The sequence below is a fragment of the Geminicoccus sp. genome (genome assembly GCF_035556675.1).
Taxonomy (GTDB): Bacteria; Pseudomonadota; Alphaproteobacteria; order Geminicoccales; family Geminicoccaceae; genus Geminicoccus.
Window position 1 is genome coordinate 1 of the sequence record NZ_DATMFZ010000045.1, and the last position, 2,709, is coordinate 2,709.

Here is a 2,709-nt window from a genome sequence, read left to right on the forward strand (position 1 = left end):
AAGGCAAAGGCTGCAACTTGACCCGCAACTGAGGCGCCGACTGTCAAGCAATCGGCAGGAACCTCTGCGAAACAAGGATGGCGTCCCCAACGGGATTCGAACCCGTGTTACCAACGTGGTGACGAATATGGAAGCTTTTTCAGTGACTTGCGAAGCCAACACACTAGGAGTGGCGATCAGCGCGTCAAAGGTTCGCTCATGAAGAAGCAGAGGCACCGCCCCGCCCCGCGCCGCAAAGCGGTCCATCATCCCCGGCCGGTGAGAGCATCGTCAAGCGCAGACCAGGTTGCGGGGTATTTTCCGGATCTTGTCGACTACGCGGAGGCGATCAATCGGGCTACTGCGGCCAGAATGCCCGCCGAAGTGGCCGATGAGTTCCACCGCCTCATAGAGGTGACTGAACGCAGCGCCGAAGAGGCGGCAAGCCTCGAAGTTCTCTCGCAGCAATACGACCCCCCGAGGAACGAGGTGGACGCTCAGCTCAAGCAGCTGAAATCAGAGTACGAACAGAAATCCCGCGGCAGTTTCGAAGCCGATGTGGCCGCCGCATTGGAGATGACCGTCGCCGCCATCAGGTCGGCCCTGAATGAGACTGAACTCGCGGCATTCGACCTCGTGGCGGCGCGCTTAAATGAAGCTGACGGTGTAGAGCGGCAGCACGAAGATGAGTTCAGCCGGCTTGTAGGCCACTACCTCAGGACTCGCGTTGATGGCGAAGTGCTGGGACTGAAACTCCACCAGGATGGGGTCAGCGTGAGGCAAATTAGTGCCAGGTATCCACAGCATACCAAGAGGTAAGAGCGGGCCGGGTGACCAGCGGCATTTACCATGCCGCTGAAGATTATAGGTCGCTGGGAGGCTGGGAGGTCTGCTTCACTCCCATGAGCGGGCATCGACACAGCCCCCCCAGGCTCACATTTCCTGGTGTGGTTTGGATGATCGCTACCGGTCTGTGGTGGGGAGAAGGCAAGCAACAGAGGACGCAAGTCCCGCCTGCCTCGTGCCACTCGGAGGCAAGGCAACGCAGGCGGGCAGCCGACCACCGGGGCTTGTGCCTGCGACAATCTCCGAGATACCCTCGGCCCCGCACCGGTCCCGCGCGAGCGGGTGAAAAAGGGAACGCCGTGCGGCTCAAGTTGGAGCCAAGTCGGCGGCTGCCCCCGCAACTGTTGGCGAATCGCCGCTGCGCCGTCTGCCCTCAGGGCAGGCCACTGGCACTAAAGTGCCGGGAAGGCAGGTGCATCGGCCAGGATCCGCGAGCCAGGAGACCTGCCGGGGCGTGGTCAACCTTCTGGACCGGCGCGGGGCGCGTCGGCGGAGAGCCTTCCCATGCAGATCCCAGCCACATCGGCTTCCATCCACCAAGCTGCGGCCCGCAGCAGCGGCCGCGTGCTGGCCAGCGTCCTGGCCCTGGCCTTCGGCTCTCTGCTGCTCTGGGGCGTCGGCTTTGCGCATAATGACCTGCTGCATAATGCTGCGCACGACACCCGCCACTCCAACGGCTTTCCTTGCCACTGAGCCGGGGCATGATGGACCATCTCAGGCGGCTCTTCGCCGTAGCGCTGTTTGCCGGGATCCTGGCGGGTGGCGTGGCCAGCCTCGGGCACCAGTTGCACACGGTGCCCACCATCCTCGTGGCGGAGATTTTCGAGCACCAAGAGAGCGCAACTCTGGGACACGCGGATCACGCAGCTGAGGCTCATGACCATGGCGCCGAAGCCTGGACGCCGGAGGACGGTCTGGAGCGGACGCTCTACACTATGCTGGCCGACGTCCTGACTGGCATCGCCTATGCGCTGATGCTGGGGGCGGCCATGTCCCTGCGCGGCGCCACGGCAGACTGGCGGCAGGGCCTGCTCTGGGGGTTGGCGGGTTTCGCGGCCTTCACCCTGGCGCCTTCGGTCGGATTGCCGCCAGAGCTGCCGGGCACCCCGGCGGCGGCTCTGACGGACCGTCAGGTCTGGTGGGTGGCGACTGCACTACTGACGGCGGGCGGCCTGGCGCTGATCGCCTTCTCCCGCCGGTTAGCGTGGGCGATCGTGGCCGTCATCGCCATCGTGCTCCCGCACTTCTGGGGCGCTCCGGCGGCACCTGCCGAGATGTCGGCGGTGCCAGAGGCGCTGACGCAGCGTTTCATCGCGGGCGTGACGGCCGTCAGCTTGTTGTTCTGGGCCACGCTGGGCCTCGCAACGGGCTGGCTCCAGGCTCGGCTGAACCGCGCCTCGCACGGCTGACATCCCGAATGGCCTGATGCAGCTAGAAAGTGTGTCAGGCCAACTTCCATTCAGGCTTCCCGTGCCGTGTGCGGGCCGCGGGCTCTAGCTCTTCCGCCGTGACCCTTTGAAGCCGTTCCTCTTCACTGCGCTTTTCTCCCTATAGGCTGCTCCTAAACTACTCGCGTCGCCTCCCTGCTGCTCGCCCCGTAACCCCCGCGAACCGCCTCGTGTTCGCCCCATCCTCCGCCTCCTCCAGCAGTGCTGAGAACTGCTGCTCCAGCGCCTCCTGGGCCTGACGAGCCAGCGGGTAATGGTCCACTCCGCGGAGGTAGACTTCCAGGTTTGCGTCGCTCGTGTGGCCCGTGAGCGCGCGAATGGCGCGGTTCTCGAAGCCGAGCAGCTTCAGAGCTACCGGCCCAGTCGCCCGAAGCCCGTGAAGTGTGTACCGCTCCAGGCCCAGATGACCGAGCAACCGCGCAAGCGTCTCCTGGGC

Annotated in this window: 3 protein-coding genes, 1 pseudogene and 1 riboswitch; of the genes and pseudogenes, 3 read left to right on the forward strand and 1 reads right to left on the reverse strand. The window is 64.8% G+C overall.

Annotation, left to right across the window (positions count from 1 at the left end; all coding sequences use genetic code 11):
- Positions 1 to 198 precede the first annotated feature (198 nt).
- From VNS22_RS03335 to VNS22_RS03345, 3 genes are all read left to right on the forward strand, one after another.
- Complete coding sequence (locus tag VNS22_RS03335; protein WP_325729597.1) at positions 199 to 798, forward strand: hypothetical protein; 600 nt, start codon at positions 199 to 201, stop codon at positions 796 to 798.
- Between the two features lie 275 nt (positions 799 to 1,073).
- Positions 1,074 to 1,291, forward strand: a riboswitch (cobalamin riboswitch).
- Positions 1,292 to 1,329: 38 nt separating this feature from the next.
- Positions 1,330 to 1,518 carry a CbtB domain-containing protein gene (locus VNS22_RS03340; RefSeq protein WP_325729599.1) on the forward strand — a complete coding sequence of 63 codons (189 nt, stop codon included), beginning with the start codon at positions 1,330 to 1,332 and terminating at the stop codon, positions 1,516 to 1,518.
- 8 nt (positions 1,519 to 1,526) lie between these two features.
- Entirely contained in the window at positions 1,527 to 2,234 is a 708-nt protein-coding gene (locus VNS22_RS03345; protein WP_325729601.1) for a CbtA family protein, read from the forward strand.
- 157 nt (positions 2,235 to 2,391) lie between these two features.
- Here the strand turns inward: VNS22_RS03345 and VNS22_RS03350 are convergent.
- A pseudogene (locus VNS22_RS03350) lies at positions 2,392 to 2,709 on the reverse strand (hypothetical protein); the annotation flags it as partial.